Origin of the sequence: Streptomyces sp. NPDC001594 (assembly GCF_042893675.1) — a bacterium.
In the GTDB taxonomy this organism is placed as follows: Bacteria; Actinomycetota; Actinomycetes; order Streptomycetales; family Streptomycetaceae; genus Streptomyces.
The window spans coordinates 477,451-497,444 of sequence record NZ_JBIAVB010000001.1 but is presented as its reverse complement, the minus strand read 5'-3'; the positions used below and the strand labels follow the sequence as shown (position 1 = coordinate 497,444).

Sequence of the window (19,994 nt, the reverse complement as noted above, 5' to 3'; positions counted from 1 at the left end):
TCGGCGAGCGCGCCTTCGGGGTCCGGGGTTGCGCCCGGGTGCCTCCGTGGCGGCGTCTGTCAGGGACGAACGCCTCGGGCTCGGCGCGTGCGGCCACTTCCTCGTCCTGCCCGGCGGTCCGGGCGCCGTGCGCGGAGTTCATCCGGCAGCCCGGGCCTACGCCGGAGCCCCTGCGGCCGGGGGGCGGTTCGCAAACGCCTTCCGGTGCCGGGCCGGCCTGGGGAGGGTACCTGCGCCGCCCGAGGGGGCTCCGGCGGGCTGGCCGCCCCCTGGGAGGCCCGCGCGTGTGCGGGAGCGCGTGCCTGTGTTCGCACGCCCGGCGCGCGCTACCGGGTGGCCTGGGAGAGCGGTGTCGGCCCGCTTGTCGTGGGCCCGGCGCGGGTGGGGTGATTGTCACTCTATTCCCGCTAAGGGATGGACGGCGTAGGTTCGTGGATCTTCGCGTGCTTATGCTTCACCCGCTATGACGCAAAGCCAGACACCGCGCGCCTTACGCGCCCCAGTCGACGTGCTCGTGCTCGGTGCCGGCCCGGCCGGGCTCGTCCTCGGGAACCTCCTGCTCACCGCAGGGATCGACTGCCTCATCCTGGAACGGGCCTCGCGCTCCCACGTCCGAACCCGGCCCCGCGCCGGGTTCCTCGCCCCGAACACCGCCCGCATCCTGGAACGCCACGGCCTCGCCGACGGCCTGCACCGCTCCGGCGCCCGGCACGGCACCTGCGAGTTCCGCACCCCCGAAGGCCCGTTCCGGCTCGACTACGGTGCGCTCGGCAGCGGCGGCGCGCACCACGTCTACCCGCAGCAGAACCTCGTCACCGACCTCCTGGAGCACTACCTGCGCCGCGGCGGGCGCATCCGCTTCGACACCGAGGCGCTCGCCGTGCACGACGTCGACGGCACCCGGCCGTCCGTCACCATCCGCGACCCCGACGGCCGTCCCGCCCGGTGGACCGCCCGCTACGTCGCCGGCTGCGACGGCCGACACGGCGCGGCCCGCCGCTCCCTGCCCCCGGGCACCGTCCGCCACCACCACGACCACGGCGTGACCTGGCTCGGCCTCCTCGCCGAGGCCCCGCCGAGCCTCGACGCCGTCGGCTACGCCCTCCACGACCGCGGGTTCGCCGGACACATGGCCCGCACCCCGCAGGTGACCCGCTACTACCTCCAGTGGCGGCGCGGCGCTGCCGCCGACGCCTGGTCCGAGCAGCGGATCTGGGACGAGCTCGACCTGCGGATGGGCGCCGCCGACCACGGGCCCCTGCACCGGGGCCCGCTGCTGGAACGCGGCCTCTTCGACCTGGCCTGCGACGTGATCGAGCCGCTGAGCCACGGCTCGCTCTTCCTGGCGGGCGACGCGGCGAGCCTGCTCGCCCCGGCCGCCGCGAAGGGCGCCAACCTCGCCGTCCTGGAAGCCGAGATCCTGGGCGGAGCACTCCTGGACGCCCTCACCCGGGGCGACACCACGGGACTCGACGCCTACTCGGACCGCTGCCTCGAACACATTTGGAGAGCGCAGGAGTTCACCGGCTGGATGACCCGCCTGCTGCACTCGGACGCCGAAGCCGAGGGTGGCGGCGGATCGTTCTTCCAAGCCGGTCTGCGCCGCTCCCGTATCGCCTCGCTGCGCACCTCACGCGTGCACCAGGACTGGTTCGCCGAGAACTACGTCGGCGTCTGACCCCGCCGCTCTCTCCCCGTCTCGCCCTGCCCCGCTCCGCCCGGCTCCGGCATGCCTCGCCCCGATGGGTCGTGCCCCGATGCGCCCTGCCTTGATCTGACTCCCCCAGCCCCTGAGGACACACCCACGATGACGACGATGACGCTCCACGACGAAACGGTGCTGCGGGACGACACGGCCCGCCTGTGCGCCGCGGCGGCATTCGTCCGCGAGCACGACAGCGCCTCCCTCCTCCCGCTCCTCCTGCCCGGCATCGAGGGTCCGGACCTGCGGGCGCTGGCCGGCCACTGCCACTTCGCCCATGCCGGGATCCTCGTCTTCCCGCCGGACGAGGCGACCCTGCGGGCCCGCCTCACGGACTGCGGTCTGACGGCGGACAGCCCCTCCCACCCCAGCGTCGTCGTCCGTGAACGCCTCGCCCGCCGCCACCGCCTGGCCGCAGCCGACCTCGACGTGCGGATCCTGCGCCCCCAGGTGCGCGGAGCCGACGGTGAACGCCGCGCGGTGGAGGTCTTCGCCCTGACCGTGCCCCCGCACTCCCGCCTGGAGCCGGTCGCCGCCGCCGAACGGACCGGCGGCCACGAGGCACACCTCGGCTTCGAGGTCGACCACCCCGACCCGCTGGTCCTGCGCGGCCTGTGCGCCATCCTCGCCCGCCACGGAGCCCGCCCCGACGGAGGCGGCTACAACCCGCACGAGAACGGCACCGTCCTGTACTTCACCACCCCCGCCGAGGGGGTCAGCGGCTACCGGCGGCTGGAGCTCTACGCCCACGGCGACCACCGCGACTCCCTCGCGGCCCACCTGGACCACCCCGAGGGCCGCCCGCACCCCGGGTCGGCCGAACGCCCGCCCGCCGAAACGCTCCTTCAGCTGCTCACCGGAGCCTGGACCACCCAAGCCCTCGCCTCCTTCGCCCGGCTGGGTCTGCCCGAGGCCATGGACACCCGCACCGCCCGCCCCGCCGCCGACCTCGCCCGGCTGACCGGCACCCACCCCCGCGGCCTCGCCACCCTCCTGCGCTACCTGGAGATGCTGGGCGCCGTGACCCGCGAGGACCACCCCGAGGGGCATCCCGAGGACCGCCACGGGGAGCGCCACGGGGGCCGCCCGGAGGAAGGTTTCCGCCTCACCGCACTCGGCGCCCTGCTGCGCGCGGACGCGCCCGCGTCCATGCGCCCTCTGGCCCTGATGTACGGCGGGCCCTTCTACCGTTCCTTCGGCGAACTCGACCACGCCGTACGGACCGGGCAGCCCGGCTTCGACCACCTCCACGGCGAGAACCACTTCGACCACTTCGCCCGCGATCCCGAACTCGCCGACCTCTTCGACCGTTCGATGGCCGCGAGTTCGCGCATGTTCCAGCCGCTGCCCGCGCACCCGGTGCTCACCGCGGCGGCCCACGCGCCCGCCTCCGCCACCGTCGTGGACGTCGCCGGAGGCAACGGGGAACTGCTCCGCCAAGTCCTCACCGCCCACCCGGGCCTGCGCGGCGTCCTCCTCGAACGCCCGCACGCCGTCGCCACGGCCCGCCGCCTGCTCGACGCCGCGGGCTGCGGAGCGCGCTGCGCGTACCGCACCGGCGACTTCGCCGACGTCCCCGCCGGAGGCGACGTGTACGTCCTGGCCCGGGTCCTGCACGACTGGGACGACGACCGCTGCCGGGAGATCCTCGGCCACTGCGCCCGCGCGATGCCCGCCCACGCCGACCTGCTGATCGTGGAACGCCTGCTGCCCGCCGACGGTTCCCCCTCGGCGGCGACCGCCTGGGACCTGCACATGCTCTGCAACACCGGAGGCCGCGAACGCCGCGAGGACCACTACGCCCGCCTGCTGGCCGACGCGGGCCTGAGCCTGCACGGCCGGACCCCGCTGCCCCTGGGCGCCCACGTCCTCCACGCCCGCAGGGTCCGCGTCCCGGAGGCCGTGCGCGCCTGACCGCCCGTGCGCGCCTGACCGCCCGTGCGCGCCTGACCGTCCGTGTGGGTCGCCGGTCATCAGTTCTGCTTAACACGCGTCCACCAACCCGCCACTTCTGCTGATCACGACGGATCGGCAGAGTGAGGGCATGCAAAGGATCTGCGTCATCGGCGGAAGCCGGTACTTCGGAAAGCTCCTGGTCCAGCGGCTGCGGGCGGCCGGCCACCAGGTCACGGTGATCAACCGCGGCTCCGGCCGCCCGCCCGCCGGAGTCGAGCACCTCGTCGTCGACCGCGACGACGAGGCAGCCCTCCTCGCCGCCCTGGGCCCCCGCACCTTCGACGTGGTCGTGGACCAGGTCTGCTACACGCCCGTGCAGGCCGCGATCGCCGCCCGGGTCTTCGCCGGCCGCACCCGCCGGTACGTGATGACCTCCACCATCGAGGTCTACGACCCGGCGACGGCCGCGCTGGTGCCCGTACCGGCGGACACCCCGGTGCCGGAGGAGACCGTCGACCCGACGACCTGGACGGTGGACCTCGGCCTGCCCTGGCACGACGCCGCGTACCTGGAGTCCCACTACGCCGAGGGCAAGCGCCAGGCGGAGGCCGTCCTCACCCGCGCCGGCGGTACCGGCGCCGGCAGTTTCACGTTCGCCTCCGTACGCAGCGCGCACGTACTGGGCGGCGGAGCACGGGAGTTCACCGGCCGCCTCGCCCACTACACCCGCCGGGTCAACGCCGGTGAACCGGTCGCCGTACACGCCCGCCCCCTGCCGACGGTGTTCATCCACTTCGCGGAACTGGCGGAGCTGCTGCACTGGGCCGCCACCGAGGCCGACTTCGGCGGCCCCCTCAACGCCTGCTCCGACGGCCCGCTCGACGTCCACGCCCTCACCGCGGCCGTCGCCGCGCAGACCGGGCGCGAACCCCGCTATCAGCCGACCACCGCCGCCGCGCCCGCGTCCCCGTTCTCCTTCGAGCGCCACTACGCCATGAGCAACGCCCGTGCGAAGGGACTGGGTTTCGCCTTCTCCCACACCGCCGACTGGCTGCCGGGCGCCGTCTCCGAAGCCCTCGCCGACGCCCTCGCCGAAGCCGCCGTCCCCACCGCCTGAGGAACACCCACCGCCATGACGAACCCGCAGCGCCCCCTCGCCGGCACCACCGTCGGCGCCATCGGCCTGGGCGCCATGCCCCTGTCGATCGAGCACCGCCCGGACGAGAGGCGGGCCGTCGCCACCGTCCACGCCGCCCTCGACGCCGGTGTCACGCTCATCGACACCGCCGACAGCTACCACTGGCACGCCGGCGAAGAGGGCCACAACGAACGGCTGGTCGCCCGCGCCCTGGCCCGGTACGGGGGCGACACCTCCGGCGTCCTGATCGCCACCAAGGGCGGCCGCGGCCGCCCCGGCGACGGCAGCTGGACCGTCACCGCCACCCCGGAGCACCTCAAACGGGCCGCGCAGGCGTCCGCCGGCCGGCTGGGCCTGGACGCGATCGGCCTGTACCAGCTGCACAAGCCCGACCCGGACGTCCCCTGGGCGGAGTCCGTGGGCGCGCTGCGCGAGCTCCTCGACGCCGGGACGATCCGCGCCGCCGGCATCTCCAACGTCACCACCGGCCAGATCCGCGAGGCGTACGCGATCCTCGGCGACGGCCTCGTCTCGGTGCAGAACCAGTACTCGCCCGCCGTCCGCGACAGCGAGCCCCAGCTGCGGATCTGCACCGAACTCGGCCTGGTGTTTCTGCCCTGGAGCCCGCTCGGCGGCATCTCGCGCAGCTCCCTCGACGGCCCCTCGGGCCCGGCCTCCGCCGGTACCGCCTTCCACCGCGTCGCCGCCGGACACGGGGTCAGCCCCCAGCGGGTCGCGCTGGCCTGGCTCCTCGCCCGTTCCCCGGCGGTGATCCCCCTTCCGGGCGCCAGCCGCCCGGCCTCGATCACCGACTCGGCCGGGGCCGTCCGCCTGGAGCTGACCGAGGCGGAACTCGCGGAACTCGGCGCGCCGTTGCCCTCGCGGACGGGGGCGCAGACGGGATGAGCCGGGCCCTGGCGGGGGAACGGAGGCGGGGTGCGCGGAGTGCGGAGTGCGGGCGGAGCCGACCGGATTCGAACCGGCGTCCTCGCGGTTTTGGAGACCGCGCGCGACGACCTCTGCGCTACGGCCCGCCCGGCCCGCATCCTATGCCGCCCCGCGCGTGGCCGCCTCCCAGGGCCGGGCGCAGCCGCCCCGGGCATGTCCGATGAGTTCCGGCCACGCCGCCGGTCTACCCTGCAGACCCGTGCGCCACGGAAGGAGCTCCCGGTGACCAGCAGTACGACGGCTTTCGACCTCGGACCGCAGGCGGCCCTCGTGGCCCGCCTCGTCTCCGGCGTACCCGACGACGTGCTCGCCGGGCCCACGCCCTGCCCCGCGTACGCGGTCGGCGACCTGCTGGGCCATCTCGCGGGCCTGGCCGTCGCCTTCCGCGACGCCGCCCGCAAGGAACTCGGCCCCACGACCGGCACGCCCCCCGACGCGGCCCCGCCCCGGCTGCCCGCCGACTGGCGCGAGCGGATCCCGCGGGCCCTCGCCGAGCTGGCCGCGGCCTGGGAGGATCCGGCCGCCTGGACCGGGACCACCCGCGCGGGCGGTGTGGACCTGCCCGGCGCCGTCGCCGCCGCGGTGGCGGCGGACGAGCTGGTGGTGCACGGCTGGGACCTGGCCCGGGCCACCGGCCAGGACTACGCCCCGGACGCCGCCGCGCTGCACGCCTCCCACGCCTTCCTGTGGGCGGCCGCGCAGGAGGCCGGCGGCGGCGCGGGCGTCTTCGGCCCCGTCGTGCCGGTGCCGGACGGGGCGCCGCTGCTGGCCCGCACGCTCGGGCTCAGCGGCCGCGACCCGGGCTGGACCCCGTGACGCCATGACGCCCTGACGGCGGCCAGGACGCGCCCGGCGCCGCTTACCGCAGCGGCGGGCCGGGCGGTTCCACCGCCGTCGTCCCCCAGACCGGCCCCTGCACGGCCGGCCGCCGTCGGCGGGCCACCAGCCACAGGACGCCCAGGACGACGAACGCCAGCAGGGCCAGCACGCCGGCGATGATCAGCCAGCCGAAGAGGACGCCGGTCCGCAGGGTCTCCTCCTCCGGGAGGGCCACCCCGAGCACCTGGCCGACCGGGACGGTGCCGCCGGGCTGCGTCCCCAGGCGGTAGCGGGAATCAGCCGAGTTGACGCGGTTGTCGCCGAGCAGGAAGACGCGTCCCGGCGGGACGGTCACCGAGAACGGGCCCGCCGTACCCGCCGTGGGGTCGGCGTCCTTCACGTACGGCTCGTCCAGGGGTCGGCCGTTGAGCGTGAGGCGGGACGCGCCCTGCTCGTACGCGATGGTGTCGCCGCCCACGGCCACGACCCGCTCGACCACCGGCCCCCCGGGGTCCTCTTCGCCGTCCACGGGGCCCACCGTCACCAGCACCACGTCCCCGCGCCGCACCTCGCCCGGGTCCTTGCGGAACAGCAGCAGGTCGCCCCTGGCGTACGTCGGTTCCATGGCCGATGCGGCGTACGTCGCCGCCCGGTACAGCAGCCTGGGGACCAGCGCACCCCCCGCCACCATCAGCAATCCGGCCATCAGCAGCACGAGTGCAGTGATCCCCAATCCCCGCCCTGGCCTGCGCACCTTGTTCTCCGTTCGATCCGTTTGCACTGGCCGGAAGCGTACGGTGCACGGAGGAGTCGTCATGGAACGGGTGTGTCCGGTTCAACTCGTGATCACCTTGCATTCTTATGTCATGTGAAATATCACATGACATAAGACGCGTCCGTCCGGTGAGCCGAACGCCGCCCCCGGACGGCGACCCATGACCACCACCCCTGGAGAGATTCCGATGAACCGCTTAGCCCTCCTGGCCGCCGGCGCCGCCGGCCTCACCGCCCTGACGGCCGCCCCCGCCTTCGCCGACACCCCCGAGACCCCGACGACGACGGTCACCTCCTGCGGACCCTCCGGCCTCCAGGCCGGCCTCTCCACCCGGGTGTGCGCCGAAGTCACGGGCACCACCGTCGAGTTCTACGGCACGGTCGCGCTCGCCGGCCCGCCCTCTCCCGGCAGCCCGGCCCCGGCTCCCAAGGAACTGCTGACGACCCTGTCCGTCGAGGTGGCCGGCGGCGGCGCCCCCGTCACCCGGCGAGCGCCGGTCGTCTTCACCTCCTCGACCCTCGCGATACCCGGGGAGGCCGCCTCCGCCCCCTGCGGATCGACCGTGCGCGCCACCTTCGGCGTCGCCTCGTTCCCCTGGGCGGCCAGGCCCGTCGTCCACGAGGTCACCCTCGGCTGCTGAGGGCCAAGGCGCCGTGGCGGCGCGGCCCGGGGAGTCAGGACTCGCGCTCCATGACCCGCCGGGCCGCCTCCGCCTCGGCCGCGGGCGGGGACAGCTCGTCCAGGGTGTCGAGCTCGTCGTCCACCCCCAGCTCCTCCTCCCAGGCCGCCGCGAGCCGCTCCTGCTCCTCGCGCGGCCTGGCCTCGACGGCCTCCCGGTGCCCGGGGTCCAGGGCCGTCAGGAACCGTCCGACCGAGTCCGTCGGCATGCCGTTCTCCTTGTCGCCGTGCGGGAGGCCGGCCGTCGCCCTGCTGCCGCGCCCGGCCCAGCATCGCGAACGGCCGCCGGTGCCGGGCGGCCGACACGTCCGGCCACCACCCGAAGGGCGGTGTGATCCGGCCACACCCGGCGCTTCGACCGGAATCGCCCCGTCGCCGCACTACGCTGATGGGCTGTCCGGCGCCGGAACGCGAGCCTCCGCGCTCCGGACGCTTCCGGAACGAGACGCGAGGGCCGATGGCAATCACACCAGGGCACGGTGAACTCGATCTGCTCGACGAGGACGGGGAGGAGCGGGACGGAGCGCGGGAACCGGGAACGGAACCGGACGCGCAAGCGGAACCGGACGCGGAAACGGAAACGGAGCCGGAAACGGCACGGGAAGCGGGCGCGGCCGCCAAGTCCGCCCGCTTCTCCGCCGGGCCGCCCGCCCCGCCCCGCACCCTCATCGACGTGTTCGCCGCCTCCGTACGCGCCCACCCCGACGAGCCCGCCCTCGACGACGGCAGCGCCCGGCTGACCTACCGGGCCCTGGCCGCCGAGGTCGAGCGCCGGCGCCGGGTCCTGGCCGCCTGCGGTATCGGACCCGGCGACCGGGTCGGCGTACGGGTGCCCTCCGGGACCAACGACCTGTACGTGTCCGTCCTCGCGGTCCTCGCGGCCGGAGCCGCCTACGTACCCGTCGACGCCGAGGACCCCGACGAACGGGCCCGGCTGGTCTTCGCCGAGGCCGGGGTCCGGGCCGTCCTGGGCGCCGGCCCCGGCATCGAGGTCACCGGCCCCCGCGCGCAGGGGCGGGTCCGCAACGCCCCGCCCGCGCCCGGCGACGACGCGTGGATCATCTTCACCTCCGGCTCGACCGGCAAGCCCAAGGGCGTCGCCGTCACCCACCGCAGCGCCGCCGCCTTCGTCGACGCCGAAGCCGCCCTCTTCCTCGCCGACGAGCCGCTCGGCCCCGGCGACCGGGTGATGGCCGGCCTGTCCGTCGCCTTCGACGCCTCCTGCGAGGAGATGTGGCTGGCCTGGCGCCACGGTGCCTGCCTCGTACCCGTCCCGCGCTCACAGGTCCGCGGCGGCGCCGACCTCGGCCCCTGGCTGGTGGACCAGGAGATCACCGCCGTCTCCACCGTCCCCACCCTGGCCGCCCTCTGGGAACCGGAACACCTGGACGAGGTCCGGCTGCTGGTCTTCGGCGGCGAGGCCTGCCCGCCCGAGCTGAGCCGGCGCCTGGTCACCGAAGGCCGCGAGGTCTGGAACACCTACGGGCCCACCGAAGCCACCGTCGTCGCCTGCGCCTGCCTCCTGACCGACGAGGAGCCGGTGCGGATCGGCCTGCCGCTGGCCGGCTGGGAACTCGCCGTCGTCGACGGGGCCGGTGAGCCGGTGCCGATGGGCGGCAGCGGAGAGCTGGTGATCGGCGGCGTCGGACTGGCCCGCTACCTCGACCCCGCCAAGGACGCCGAGAAGTACGCGCCGCTGCCCTCCCTCGGCTGGCCGCGCGCCTACCGCAGCGGCGACCTCGTGCGGGCGGAACCGGAAGGGCTGGTCTTCCTCGGGCGCGGCGACGAACAGGTCAAGCTCGGCGGCCGCCGCATCGAACTCGGCGAGGTCGACGCCGCGCTCCAGGCCCTGCCCGCGGTCGCCGGCGCGGCCGCCGCCGTCCGCACCGCGCGCGGCGGCAACCAGCTCCTCGTCGGCTACCTCGTCACCCAGGACGGCTGGGACCACGCGGCGGCCCTCGCCCGGCTGCGCACCGAACTGCCCGCCGCGCTCGTCCCGTTGCTCGCCCCCGTCGACGCCCTGCCCACCCGTACCTCCGGGAAGGTGGACCGCGACGCCCTGCCCTGGCCGCTGCCCGGCGCCGCGGACACCGCTCCCGCCGGGGAACTCCACGGCACGGAGGCCTGGCTCGCCGAACAGTGGGCCGAGGCCCTGGGCGTGCCCGTGACCGGCGCCGACGACGACTTCTTCGCCATCGGCGGCGGCAGCCTCGCCGCCGCCCGGCTCGCCGGCCTGCTGCGCACCCGCTACCCGGGCGCCGCCGTCCTCGACGTCTACCAGCAGCCCGTGCTGCGCAAACTGGCCCGGCGGCTGGAGAAATCGGTACGCGAGGACGAGGCGCCCCGCACCGTCGCCCCGGTCCCGCGCCGCACCCGGATCGTCCAGTCGCTGCTGCTGCTCCCGCTGTTCACCCTGGCCGGCCTGCGCTGGACGGTGGTGCTGTTCGCCCTGGGCAACGTCCTGCACCGGCTCGGCCCCTACCCGTGGGCGCCCACCGCCTCCTGGTGGCTCGTCGCCGCCGGAGCGGTAGCGCTGCTCAGCCCGCCCGGCCGCCTCGCGATCGCCGCCGGCGGGGCGCGCCTGCTGCTGCGCGGGGTGCGGGCCGGACGCCACCCGCGGGGCGGGAGCGTGCACCTGAGGCTGTGGACCGCCGAGCGGCTCGCCGAGTGCGCCGGGGCGACCTCCCTCACCGGGGCCTGGCTGGAACGCTACGCGCGGGCCCTCGGCGCCCGGGTCGGGCCCGAGGTGGACCTGCACTCCCTGCCCCCGGTCACGGGCCTGCTCAGGCTCGGCCGCGGCTGCGCCGTCGAGGCGGAGGTGGACCTGCGCGGGCACTGGCTGGACGGCGACCAGCTCGTGATCGGCCCGGTCCGGGTCGGCGCCGGAGCGGTCGTCGGCACCCGCAGCCTGCTCTTCCCCGGGGCGCGGGTCGGCAAGCGGGCCGAGGTGGCCCCCGGTTCCGCCGTCGTCGGGCAGGTCCCGACCGGCCAGCGGTGGGCCGGCGCCCCCGCCGTGAAGCTCGGGCGGGCCAAGCACGACTGGCCCCGCCAGCGCCCGCCGCGCCCGCTGCGGTGGCGGGCCATGTACGGGGCGACGGGCGTCGGCCTCACGGCCCTGCCCCTGGCCGCCGCCGTGCCCGCCCTGCTGGTGGCGGGCCGGTTCGTGCCGGCCGGCGCGGGCCGGGGCCCGGCCCTGCGCGGGGCGCTGCTCGCCGTGGTGCCCGGGGCCCTCGTCTACGGGCTCGCCTACGCCCTGCTCGTGCTGGTCTGCGTACGCCTGCTCAGCCTCGGGCTGCGCAGCGGCCACCATCCCACGCACAGCCGGACCGGCTGGCAGGCCTGGGCGGTCACCCAGCTGATGGACCTGGCCCGGGACACGCTCTTTCCGCTGTACGCCGCACTGGCCACCCCCGTGTGGCTGCGGCTGCTCGGCATGCGCGTCGGCCGCCGCGCGGAGGTCTCCACCGTCCTCGGGCTGCCCAGCCTCACCACCGTCGGCGACGGCGCGTTCCTCGCCGACGACACCCTGACCGCCCCCTGCGAACTCGGCGGCGGCTGGGTGCGGATCGGGCCCTCGCGGATCGGCCGCCGGGCCTTCCTCGGCAACTCCGGCATGACGGCGCCCGGCCGCAGGGTGCCCGACGACGGCCTCGTCGGGGTGCTGTCCGCCACGCCCAAGAAGGCCAAGAAGGGCGGCTCCTACCTGGGCCTGCCGCCGGTCCGGCTGCCCCGTTCCGCGGCGGCCGCCGACCACGGCCGCACCTACGAGCCGCCGGCGCGGCTGCTGTGGGCGCGCGGCCTGGTCGAACTCTGCCGCATCGTCCCGGTGTTCTGCTCGGCCGCGCTGGCCGTGCTGAGCGGGGCGGCGCTCTGCGCCCTGGCCGCCCGGCTGGGTGCCGGGGGCGCCGCGCTGCTGTCGGGAGCGGTCCTGCTCGCCGCCGGGGCGGCCGCCTGCGTGCTCACCGTGGCCGCCAAGTGGCTGCTGGTGGGCCGCCACCGGGTGGGGCAGCACCCGCTGTGGAGCGCGTTCGTCTGGCGCAACGAGCTCGCCGACACCTTCGTCGAGGTCCTGGCCGTGCCCTGGCTGGCCGGATCCGTGCCCGGCACCCCGCTGCTGACCCTGTGGCTGCGCGGGCTCGGCGCCCGGATCGGACGCGGGGTGTGGTGCGAGAGCCACTGGCTGCCCGAAACGGACCTGGTGTCCCTCGGCGACGGCGTCAGCGTGAACCGGGGCTGCGTGTTGCAGACGCATCTCTTCCACGACCGGATCCTGCGGACGGATACTGTGGTGCTGCGCGAGGGCGCCACCCTGGGCCCGGGCGGGATCGTCCTGCCCGGGAGCACGATCGGGGCCCGCGCCGCGGTGGGCCCCGCCTCCCTCGTGATGGCCGGGGAATCCGTCCCCGACGGCACCCGCTGGCTGGGCAACCCGATCGAGGCGTGGCGTTCCTGAACCCGCCCTCCCCGGCCGGCGCCAGGACGGCACGGCGGCACCCCGGACGAGCACGGACAGGGAGCGGACAGGGCAGTGAGCGGCCAGCAGACACCGGCACCGGACCCGTACTTCCCCGGGAACGGCGACCCGCGCTACCACGCGCACCGCTACGAACTCGCCCTGGACTACCGCCCCGGCCCCAACCGGCTCACCGGCCGGGCCCGGATCAACGCCATCGCCGGCCCGGCCGCCCTGGCCGAGTTCCAGCTCGACCTGGCGGCCGGGTTCCGGCTGGGACGGGTCCTGCTCGACGGCCGCGCCCCGCACCACACCCACCGGGCGGGCCGGCTGCGGATCCGGCCCGCCCGGCCGCTGCCCGCCGGCGCCGCGTTCACCGTCGAGGTGCACTGGTCGGGCAACCCCAAGCCGGTGCGCAGCCCCTGGGGCGGCATCGGCTGGGAGGAGCTGGCCGACGGCGCGCTGGTCGCCAGCCAGCCGGTCGGCGCGCCCTCCTGGTACCCGTGCAACGACCGGCCCGCCGACAAGGCCTCCTACCACCTCTCCCTCAACACGCCCTCCGCGTACACCGTCGCGGCCGGCGGCCGGCTGCTCACGCGCACCACCGGGGCCAGCACCACCACCTGGGTGTACGAGCAGCCCGCGCCCACCTCCAGCTACCTGGTGGGCCTGTCCGTCGGCCTGTACCGGACCGTGGCACTGGACGGCGCCGGGCCCGGCGCCGTCCCCCAGCACGCCCACGTCCCCGCGCACCTGCTGCCGCGCTTCAGCCACGACTTCGCCCGCCAGCCCGCCATGATGCGGCTGTTCGAGGAGCTGTTCGGGCCCTACCCCTTCGGCGAGTACACGGTGGTCGTCACCGACGAGGAACTGGACGTCCCGGTGGAGGCCCAGGGGCTGTCCACCTTCGGCGCCAACCACGTGGACGGCGCCCGGGGTTCGGAGCGGCTCATCGCCCACGAACTCGCGCACCAGTGGTTCGGCAACAGCGTGACCATCGCCGACTGGCGCCACATCTGGCTCAACGAGGGCTTCGCCAAGTACGCGGAATGGCTCTGGTCGGAACGCTCCGGCGGCCGCACCGCCCACGAACGGGCCGCCGCCGCGCACCGCCTCCTCGCCTCCCGGCCGCAGGACCTGCGCCTGTCCGACCCGGGCCGCAAGCTGATGTTCGACGACCGCCTCTACGAGCGCGGCGGCCTGACCGTCCACGCGCTCCGCTGCGCCCTGGGCGACCAGGCCTTCTTCCGGATGCTGCGCGACTGGGCCGTCGAGCACCGCCACGGCGTGGTGACCACGGCCGCCTTCACCGCCCACGCCGCCCGCTACGCGTCCCGGCCGACCGACGGCCTCTGCGCCGCCTGGCTGGACGAGCCGGCCCTCCCGCCGCTGCCGCCCCCGCCGCACGGCACCTGACGGCCCGTCCGCCGCTGTCAGACCCGGGCCCTAGGCTGGGGGGACAGTCGGTGATCAAGGAGCGGTGCGGTGCGGATAGAGCGTCATCAGGTGGACGGAGCGGCTGTCGCGGCGGCCCTGGAGGATTTCGACAACCGGTTCGGGGCACAGGTCCGCACGATGTCGCGGGGCGGCCCGATGGCCACGTACGAGTGGCAGCGGCTCGCCGAGGACCTCCTCGACCACCTGGGGGCGCTCTCCCTCGGGACGCCGGCCCTCGACACCCCGCAGGCCGAGGCCTACCTGAAGGACGCGGCCGCGGCCGCCGCCGGCGCGGTCTCGTACGCCGCCTACCACACGTACGACTCCTTCAGCGTCTTCCTCGACCACGTGAACTTCGGGATGAGCTACCGGCCCGGCGGCGAGCGCGACGCCCTGGACGGGGTCAGCGCCTGGGAGTGGAACGACGCGTTCTGCCTCGCGGTCCTCGCCGACACCGTCCCGTCGCACGGGGAGGCCTTCCACTTCGCCCGCCAGGAGTGGGACGGGAACGCCCCGGGCGACCCCACGACGGAACTGGTCAAGGGCTTCCTGGCCCAGGTCGTCGGGGACACCGGGGACGAGGACGACGCGTACCCCCCGAGCGACCGGGCGAGGCTCGCCGCCATCGACGCCGGACTGGAGCGGATACGCGTCCGCGCGGGCGGGGAAAGCGCCGAGGGGCTCCTGGGGCGGCCCGACGCCGTGGGGCTGCGGGTGCTGCGCGCCGTGGCCGCGGGCGACCGCGAGGCCTTCGAGGCCGAGCTGGCCGCGCTGCTGCTGCACCACAGCGCCCAGCCCGGCCCCGTCACCCGGCCGCGCACCCTCCTGCCGCTGCTGCCGCTCGCCCTGGCCGCGCTCGCCTACCGGACGCACGGCTGGCTGCCGGCGACCGACACGGAGTACCTCCCGCGCGCCCTGGTCACCGGCTTCGAAGCGGCCTGAGAGACCGCACGCCGGACGGCCCGCCGAGGCCGTCCGGGGGGACTTCCGGTGGGGGTTTCCGGCGTGGCCGTCCGGGGCGGGGCCGTGGGCGCCGGGCGTCAGGCGGTGTCGACCAGGCGCTGGAGGCCCGGGGCGTACAGGTCGGCCAGGCGCTCGGCGCTCGCGTGCGCGCCCGCCCCGTCCGGGCGGTGCAGGCTCAGGGTGGCGCCGAGCCCCAGCAGCTGGCCGGCGATCAGCTCGGCCCGCAGCGCCGCGTCCGGCCCCGCCAGGCGTCCGGCCAGCCGGTCGGTGACCTGCTCGCGGAAACGCGCCCGCAGCAGGGTGCGTTCGTCCTCGATGCCGAGGGAGAACACCACCCGCAGCAGCGGATCCCCGCCGAAGCGCTCGCGGAGGTCGACCATGGTCAGGACCAGGTGGCGCCCGAGCTCCGGCAGGGGGGCGGCGAACAGGGCGTCGGCGGCCGCCCCGAAGTCGGCGACCGTGTTGAACAGGGCCTCCTTGGTGCCGAACCGCTTCACGATCAGCGAAGGGCTCACCCCGGCGGCGGCGGCGATGCCGCGCATGGTCACCTCGGCGTACGGCCGTAGCGTGAACGCCCGGCGCGCGGCCCGCACGATGGCGTCCCGCCCGCTGCCGCCCTCCGCCTCGCCCCCGGCGCCGGCGGCGGTCGCGGTGGCGGTGGCGGATCCGTCGGTGGTGCTCATGCGCTCTCCCGGGCGGCGGTCACGGACGCTGACACCGAGACGGTACCGCCCCGCGCGCCCCGGCCGCGCGGGCGGTCCGAGGGCAGGAAGAGCGTGGCGACCAGCGCGGCGAGCGCCGCCCCGGCGGCGATCAGGAAGATCAGCAGGTACGCGTGGAGGGTCGGGGCGGTGCGGCCGCCCGCCGTGAACGTCAGATGGGCCAGCACGGCGGCGACCACCGCGCTGCAGCAGGCCTGTCCGACGGACCGCATCAGAGTGTTCAGGCCGTTGGCCGCGGCCGTCTCGCCCACCGGCACCGCCCGCATGACCAGGGCGGGGAGCGCCGAGTACGCGATCGCCGTGCCGGAGGAGACGACGGTGGCGCCGGCGACGATCAGCCACAGGCTGTGGCTGGTGTAGAAGCGGACCACGTAGCCGACGGCCATGACGACGGCGGCCAGCGCCAGGGCCGTGCGCGGCCCGTACGCGGCGGAGATCCGTGCGGAGACGGGGGACAGGGCGACCATCGCCAGGCCGCCGGGCAGCAGGCACAGGCCGCTGACCACGAGGGACGCCCCGAGCCCGTACCCCGTGCTGGTGGGCTCCTGGACCATCTGGCCGGTGACGAGGGAGTTGGCGTAGAACGCGAAACCGATCAGCAGGGCCGCCACGTTGGTCAGCAGCACGGCGGGCCGCGCCGAGACCCGCAGGTCCACCATGGGGGAGCGGGTGCGCAGCTCGTAGCGGCCCCACAGCAGGCCCACGGCCACGGACGCGCCGAGCAGGCCCAGGGTCCGCGCGGAGGCCCAGCCCCAGTCGGCGCCCTGGGTGATGGCCAGCAGCAGCCCGACGAGGAAGCCGGTCAGGCCGAGGGTCCCCCACAGATCGAAGCGGCCCGGGGAACGCACGGGGGACTCCGGGACGATCCGCAGCACCAGGAACAGGTCGGTCAGGCCGAGCGCGGCCGAGGCCCAGAACATCGTGTGCCAGTCGAAGTTCTCCATGACCACCGCGGCCACCGGCAGGCCGATCGCCGCCCCGATGCCGAGGGTCGAGCTCATCAGGGCGATCGAGGGCAGGATCCGCTCGGCGGGCAGCTCGTCGCGGATGATGCTGATGCCCAGCGGGATCACGGCGAGGGCCGCGCCCTGCAGCGCCCGGCCGGTGATCAGCACCCCGATCTGGGAGCTGACCGCGCACAGCACCGAGCCGAGGGTCAGCACGCCGAGCGAGGCCAGCAGGACCCGCCGCTTGCCGTACATGTCCCCGACGCGCCCGAGGACCGGGGTGAAGACCGCCCCGGTGAGGAGGGTGATGGTCACCAGCCAGCCGGCCGCCCCCGGGCTCGCGCCCGTCAGCGCGGGCACGTGCGGCAGCAGCGGGACCACGAGGGTCTGCATCACGGCGACGACCATGCCGCAGAAGGCGAGGACGGGGACGACGAGCCGGGCGTGGGCGGCGGGGCGGCCGGAGGCGGGTATCGCGGAGGGCATGCTGCTCCAGACGGGCCGGGGGAGAGCGGGACACCGAGGGGTGCACGATTGTTCACCCCCAGGGTAAACGACTGTGCACCCCACTGTCCCCCGCCGTGCGCGAGCTCACCCCATGGGTCCCGCGCCGCCCGCCCCGCCGGCCGGCCGGCAGTAGCGCCGCGCCAGCTCCGCGTGCTGCGGGAACAGCGCCGCCAGCTCGTCCGGCCGCCCCAGCGTCATGTCGGCGAAGTCGAACCCCGGCGCCACCGCCTCGCTGATCAGGCCGTGGTCGCCGGCGGTGAGGTGCGAGGCCTTCCACACACCGCCCGGCACGGCCAGCGTGAGCACCTCGCCCCGCCCCGGGTCCTGGCCGAGCACGGCGCTCTCGTGCCGGCCGTCCGGGTGCAGCAGGTGGTAGGTGACCGGATCGCCGTGGTGGTGGAAGTGCAGGATGTCGGAGCGGTTCAGGTGCCAGTGCCCCACCGGGGACCAGTGGGTGAGCAGGTAGTGGATCGACGTCAGGGTGAACCGGTCGCCCGCGGGGGTGGCGATCGGGGGACGGTGGTCCGCCTGGAAGGTCCGACGGAAATAGCCGCCCTCCACGTGCGGCTCCAGGGCGAGGGCGTCGATCCAGTCGTGTGCCGTGGGCACGGTTTCCTCCTCGGGTGGGGACCAGGTCGCTCGAGTATCGGACGCCCGCTCCCGGACGCCCCGTGGTTCCAGGGGGATTCGAGAGGGGTTCCACCCGGAATGCGGTGGACATTTCCGGAACGACCGTAATCTCAGTTCCGTGTCGGAAACTCATTGAATTGAGCGGGTGGAACGGATGGGAATTCCTGTGGACCGAGAATCGAATACCCTGACCGCCCCGCGCCCGGACCACCGCACCGGGTGGCCCGCCGAGGGCCCGCTGCCCTTCGCGGCGACGGCGGTCGAGGTGGCCGGCGACCCCGAGGACGGCCCGCACCTCCTGTACCGCGCCGCCCGGCGGCTGTGCGAGGCCGCGGGTCCCGACGCCGTCCTCACCCACGCCGGCGGGGAACTCACCGCCCGCCTCGAACCCGGCCTGCACGCGGCGATGTACGTCTCCACCGAGATGCGCCGCGACGGCGCCGGATCCCCCCTGCTGCGGCTGAACCTGCGCCTCTCGGGCCACGGCAGGACCCCCTCCCCGGCCTCGCTGGAGCACTGGGCCGAGATCTGGCACCGCCAGGCCCTCTCCGCGCACGAGGTGGTGCGCGTCGCGGGCGAGCTGCCGCTGATGAGCGCCGCCGTCGAACGCCTGCGCCCCGGCAGACCCCTCGAAGGGTTCGCGGTCCTGGTCACCGGCCACTTCCTCACCGACCTCGTGCACCTGGTCGGCTGCCTCGCCGAACTGGGCGCCCCGCTGGACGCGATGACGGTCCTGCGCAAGGACTACGCCTACCAGTGGCGCCACCGCGTCCACGGCCACCTCCTCGAACAGGGCGTGCGCGTCGTCGACGCCGGGGACCCGGCCGCCGTGCACGAGCACACCGAACGGGCCCGCCGCAGGGGTCTGCGCTGCCTGGCCCTGGACGACGGCGGCTACGTCGCCCCCGCCCTGCTGGACCGGGCCCGCGCCGGGGAGGGCGCACCGGCCGGGGCGGGACGGTGGGCGGGGGTGGTGGAGCAGACCATGTCCGGGATCTACAAGCTCCAGGGCCGCGAGGCGGAGCTGCCCTTCCCGGTGTTCTCCGTGGCCCAGTCCCGCCTGAAGGGGCGCATCGAGTCGTACTGGATCGCCGAGAAGGCCGTCACCACGGCCCTGGACCTGCTGCCCGCCGTGAAGATAGAGGGCCAGCCCGCCCTGGTCGTCGGCTACGGCAACGTCGGCGCCCACATCGCCGCCCTGCTCACCCAGCGCCGTATGCGGGTCGCCGTCCACGACGCCGACATCCTCCAGCTCATCGACGCCCACGAGAGCGGCTACGTCACCGACCGGGACCTGCCCGCCCTGCTGGAACGCCACCAGCCGCTGCTCGTCTTCGGCGTCACCGGCCGCACCAGCATGTCCACCCGGGAGTTCCGCTCCCTCGCCCGCCCCGCCTACCTGGCCAGCGTCAGCAGCCGGGACATCGAGTTCGACCTCCCCGCCCTCGAAGCCCTGGCCGACGGGGACCCCGTCATCCGCCCCTGCTCACGCACCCACGTCCTGCCCGGCGGCGTCGACGTCACCGTGCTGGCCGGCGGCCGACCCGTCAACTTCCACGAGACGGACAGCATCAGCAACCTCCACTCCGACCTCGTCTACGCGGGCATGCTCACCGGAGCCTGCGCGGTCGCCACCCGCCCCGCACCGCCCGGGCTGGACCGGTCCTGGGCCGACGCCGTCCTGGAGGAGTCCGGACTGCTCCAGGACTACTACGACCGCTACGGCCCCCGCGCCGCCTGCCGCCCGACGGCCCCGCGCCCCTGGGCGGGGCCGCGCGGCTTCCCCCTCCGCGCGGCCCCGCCCCGCACACCTCCCCGCCGGCGCCCCGGCCGCGACGAGCGCAGGCGTCCTGCGGACGCGCCACCGTACGGAAAGCGTCACCCGTGCGGACGCGTCGCTGTACGGACCGCCGGGATCGGCAGCCCGTACAGCTCGCTGACGCGCGGCCGTTCAGCCGCAGTCGTCGTACCCTCCGCCCCAGTCGTCATCGTCGTCGTACCAGCCGTGGCCGTGGCCGTACCCGTCGTCGTCCCAGCCGCCGCCGTGGCTGCTGTAGGTGACCGCGTGGGTGGGCGCTGCCGCGGAGGCCGTGCCCGCCGCGCCGAGCGCGGCGCCGCCGGCCAGGAGGACTCCGATCGCGGAGGCCGCGAAGAGCCGCTTCACTCTCAGTGCTTGCATGGTTTCAGAACCCTTCTCGTACTGCGCCGTTGCCGGCGCGGAGCGGTTTCCTCCTCCTTTCGCCAACAGCACGGAATTTCTGCCTTTACCCGATAAACGTGCGGGGGCGCATCCGCCGTCAACGTGGCCGATCGGGCCACGGACCCATGGGCTGGATCGCTCATTTCACCCGGCCGTTCTCATCACCGCAGGTGAATCAC

Annotated in this window: 15 protein-coding genes and 1 tRNA gene; 10 read left to right on the top strand and 6 right to left on the bottom strand. The window is 75.3% G+C overall.

Going from position 1 to position 19,994, the window contains the following annotated elements; all coding sequences use genetic code 11:
* Positions 1 to 463 precede the first annotated feature (463 nt).
* From ACFY0O_RS02530 to ACFY0O_RS02515, 4 genes are all read left to right on the top strand, one after another.
* The gene (locus ACFY0O_RS02530) at positions 464 to 1,678 is read left to right on the top strand and encodes a 4-hydroxybenzoate 3-monooxygenase (protein ID WP_388941792.1); all 1,215 of its coding nucleotides are present in this window, start codon (positions 464 to 466) and stop codon (positions 1,676 to 1,678) included.
* A 129-nt stretch (positions 1,679 to 1,807) separates the two neighbouring features.
* Positions 1,808 to 3,616 carry a methyltransferase gene (locus ACFY0O_RS02525; protein WP_388941790.1) on the top strand — a complete coding sequence of 603 codons (1,809 nt, stop codon included), beginning with the start codon at positions 1,808 to 1,810 and terminating at the stop codon, positions 3,614 to 3,616.
* A gap of 130 nt (positions 3,617 to 3,746) precedes the next feature.
* Positions 3,747 to 4,715 (top strand): NAD-dependent epimerase/dehydratase family protein, encoded by a 969-nt coding sequence (locus ACFY0O_RS02520; RefSeq protein WP_388941788.1) that lies wholly within the window; start codon positions 3,747 to 3,749, stop codon positions 4,713 to 4,715.
* A 15-nt stretch (positions 4,716 to 4,730) separates the two neighbouring features.
* A complete protein-coding gene (locus tag ACFY0O_RS02515; RefSeq protein WP_388941787.1) occupies positions 4,731 to 5,642 on the top strand; it encodes an aldo/keto reductase in 912 nt (303 codons plus the stop codon).
* A gap of 53 nt (positions 5,643 to 5,695) precedes the next feature.
* Here the strand turns inward: ACFY0O_RS02515 and ACFY0O_RS02510 are convergent.
* Positions 5,696 to 5,769, bottom strand: a tRNA-Trp gene (locus tag ACFY0O_RS02510).
* A gap of 137 nt (positions 5,770 to 5,906) precedes the next feature.
* Here ACFY0O_RS02510 and ACFY0O_RS02505 point away from each other — a divergent pair.
* Positions 5,907 to 6,500 carry a TIGR03086 family metal-binding protein gene (locus tag ACFY0O_RS02505; protein WP_388941786.1) on the top strand — a complete coding sequence of 198 codons (594 nt, stop codon included), beginning with the start codon at positions 5,907 to 5,909 and terminating at the stop codon, positions 6,498 to 6,500.
* A gap of 43 nt (positions 6,501 to 6,543) precedes the next feature.
* Here ACFY0O_RS02505 and lepB read toward each other — a convergent pair whose 3' ends face one another.
* Positions 6,544 to 7,236: a signal peptidase I gene (gene lepB, locus ACFY0O_RS02500; protein WP_388941783.1), complete on the bottom strand. Its 693-nt coding sequence runs from the start codon at positions 7,234 to 7,236 to the stop codon at positions 6,544 to 6,546.
* A 229-nt stretch (positions 7,237 to 7,465) separates the two neighbouring features.
* On the opposite strand from lepB, the gene ACFY0O_RS02495 reads away from it, so the two are divergent.
* Positions 7,466 to 7,918 (top strand): hypothetical protein, encoded by a 453-nt coding sequence (locus ACFY0O_RS02495; RefSeq protein ID WP_388941780.1) that lies wholly within the window; start codon positions 7,466 to 7,468, stop codon positions 7,916 to 7,918.
* 34 nt (positions 7,919 to 7,952) lie between these two features.
* Here the strand turns inward: ACFY0O_RS02495 and ACFY0O_RS02490 are convergent, their stop codons facing one another.
* Entirely contained in the window at positions 7,953 to 8,165 is a 213-nt protein-coding gene (locus ACFY0O_RS02490; RefSeq protein WP_358895252.1) for a hypothetical protein, read from the bottom strand.
* A gap of 248 nt (positions 8,166 to 8,413) precedes the next feature.
* On the opposite strand from ACFY0O_RS02490, the gene ACFY0O_RS02485 reads away from it, so the two are divergent.
* The 3 genes from ACFY0O_RS02485 to ACFY0O_RS02475 all read left to right on the top strand — a co-directional run bounded on the left by ACFY0O_RS02485 (position 8,414) and on the right by ACFY0O_RS02475 (position 14,788).
* Positions 8,414 to 12,409, top strand: coding sequence for a Pls/PosA family non-ribosomal peptide synthetase (locus ACFY0O_RS02485; RefSeq protein ID WP_388941777.1), 3,996 nt, complete (start codon positions 8,414 to 8,416; stop codon positions 12,407 to 12,409).
* A gap of 75 nt (positions 12,410 to 12,484) precedes the next feature.
* Positions 12,485 to 13,825, top strand: a complete 1,341-nt coding sequence (locus ACFY0O_RS02480; RefSeq protein WP_388941774.1) for a M1 family metallopeptidase — start codon at positions 12,485 to 12,487, stop codon at positions 13,823 to 13,825.
* Between the two features lie 90 nt (positions 13,826 to 13,915).
* On the top strand, positions 13,916 to 14,788 hold the full coding sequence (locus tag ACFY0O_RS02475) for an Imm49 family immunity protein (RefSeq protein ID WP_388941772.1): 873 nt from the start codon (positions 13,916 to 13,918) through the stop codon (positions 14,786 to 14,788).
* A 98-nt stretch (positions 14,789 to 14,886) separates the two neighbouring features.
* On the opposite strand, the gene ACFY0O_RS02470 is transcribed toward ACFY0O_RS02475, so the two are convergent.
* The 3 genes from ACFY0O_RS02470 to ACFY0O_RS02460 all read right to left on the bottom strand — a co-directional run bounded on the left by ACFY0O_RS02470 (position 14,887) and on the right by ACFY0O_RS02460 (position 17,594).
* A complete protein-coding gene (locus ACFY0O_RS02470; protein ID WP_388941769.1) occupies positions 14,887 to 15,492 on the bottom strand; it encodes a TetR family transcriptional regulator in 606 nt (201 codons plus the stop codon).
* Complete coding sequence (locus ACFY0O_RS02465; protein ID WP_388941766.1) at positions 15,489 to 16,964, bottom strand: MFS transporter; 1,476 nt, start codon at positions 16,962 to 16,964, stop codon at positions 15,489 to 15,491. The genes ACFY0O_RS02470 and ACFY0O_RS02465 overlap by 4 nt, the downstream gene beginning before the upstream one ends.
* Positions 16,965 to 17,069: 105 nt before the next feature.
* Entirely contained in the window at positions 17,070 to 17,594 is a 525-nt protein-coding gene (locus ACFY0O_RS02460) for a cupin domain-containing protein (RefSeq protein ID WP_388941763.1), read from the bottom strand.
* Positions 17,595 to 17,781: 187 nt separating this feature from the next.
* Here ACFY0O_RS02460 and ACFY0O_RS02455 point away from each other — a divergent pair, with 187 nt between their 5' ends.
* Positions 17,782 to 19,890: a hypothetical protein gene (locus ACFY0O_RS02455; protein ID WP_388941761.1), complete on the top strand. Its 2,109-nt coding sequence runs from the start codon at positions 17,782 to 17,784 to the stop codon at positions 19,888 to 19,890.
* The last annotated feature ends 104 nt before the right edge of the window (positions 19,891 to 19,994 follow it).